1 protein-coding gene is annotated in these 1,310 nt (G+C 53.6%); it reads right to left on the bottom strand.

Annotated elements, in window-relative coordinates; genetic code table 11:
• Positions 1 to 34 precede the first annotated feature (34 nt).
• Positions 35 to 1,057: an IS110 family RNA-guided transposase gene (locus BW972_RS19510; protein WP_076423352.1), complete on the bottom strand. Its 1,023-nt coding sequence runs from the start codon at positions 1,055 to 1,057 to the stop codon at positions 35 to 37.
• Between the last annotated feature and the right edge of the window lie 253 nt (positions 1,058 to 1,310).

Genomic DNA, 1,310 nt, shown 5'->3' with positions numbered 1-1,310 from the left:
AACCGAAATCTATGATTAAAACAAGGGTTTTGCTCTAAATATTCTTCAATTTCAGTTCATATGGCGTTCCCCGTTTCACCACGGCCACGATTTGGTGGAGGAGTTTGTTACGCACGGCATTGATGACGCTCATCTTGCTTTTGCCTTCCCCGACCTTTCGCTCGAAGTAGAGCCTGAACTCCTCGTTGAAACGGACGCTGTTGATGGCGGCCATGTGGAGGATGTGCTTGAGCTCTTTGTTGGCGAACTTGGAGACGCCCGTTCTGCCCATCACGCTTGTGCCGCTGCGGTATTCGAAAGGAGCCACCCCGCAGTAGCAGGCCAGTTTGCGCCCATCATCCATTTTGGTGAAGCCCTGGGTGTAGACCAGCAGTGAGATGGCCAGCACCTTGCCCACGCCCTTGATACCGGTCAGCAGGTCATACTTGCGCTTCAGCTCAATGTCCTTGGCGATGAACTCCTGCATCTTTTCCTCTACCTGCTCCATGCTTTTCTCCAGCCCCCTAATGGCCTTTTTGTTAACCTGCTCGAGCGTCTTGCCCGACACGGGATCCACCGCGAGTAGTTCCTTGATGGTGACTTTGATACTCTGCAGAGCTTTGAGCAGCCTGCCTCTGTTTGCCTGTAAATCCTTGAGCCGCTCCAGCGTTACGCCCGACAGGTTCACGCACCTGGCCTCGTGCCGGTGCAGGAGAGCATAGCGGGCGATCCGTTGGGCGTCCACCTTGTCGTCTTTTCCCCTGACCATGCCGATCGAGCGCTTGATCTGCAGAGCGCTCTCCATCCACACCTGCACGTCCCTTGCCAGCAGGTAATGCACCAGCTGCCGGGTGTAGAGGCCCGTGTGCTCCAGGCAGCAGAGCGTGTCAGGTCCCGCCTCGCAGCCGTGCTGCTTGAGCCAGGCCTTCATACGCCGGAAGCCCGAGGGGTTGTTGTTGAGCTTATGACCCAGCTGCTGGTTGTCGCTGACCCTGATCAGGCACACATCCAGGCTGTCTTTTGAGACATCGATGCCCAGTATAAAGGACGGGGCTTGCAGATTGATAGGCTTTTCCATATCTTTTGTTTTAGTTATGCAAGCTGCGGATCGAAACCTTTATAATGGGCCCAATGCGTCCCGAAAATCTATATGACCCCTGCCTGCGGGTTTGTAAAAAAAGCAGCCAGTCTGAATCGGCTGTTAGGACCAGTTTCGCCTTGTTAGCGGGTAGTGCACTGGCTGCTTTGAAGGTATAAAAGCTGTACTCCTATACCTGGTAAAAGGGTGCTGGGTGTATTAGAAAAATAATATCAGGCTAATCTAAAGGTTA

Origin of the sequence: Pontibacter lucknowensis (assembly GCF_900156415.1) — a bacterium.
In the GTDB taxonomy this organism is placed as follows: domain Bacteria; phylum Bacteroidota; class Bacteroidia; order Cytophagales; family Hymenobacteraceae; genus Pontibacter; species Pontibacter lucknowensis.
Note: the sequence above shows the minus strand (reverse complement) of the source record. Positions and strands in the feature narration are given on the sequence as shown.

What these genes read in the sequence shown, in the direction of transcription:
- BW972_RS19510 (WP_076423352.1), bottom strand. Translation starts at nt 1,057, where the DNA reads ATGGAAAAGCCTATCAATCTGCAAGCCCCGTCCTTTATACTGGGCATC.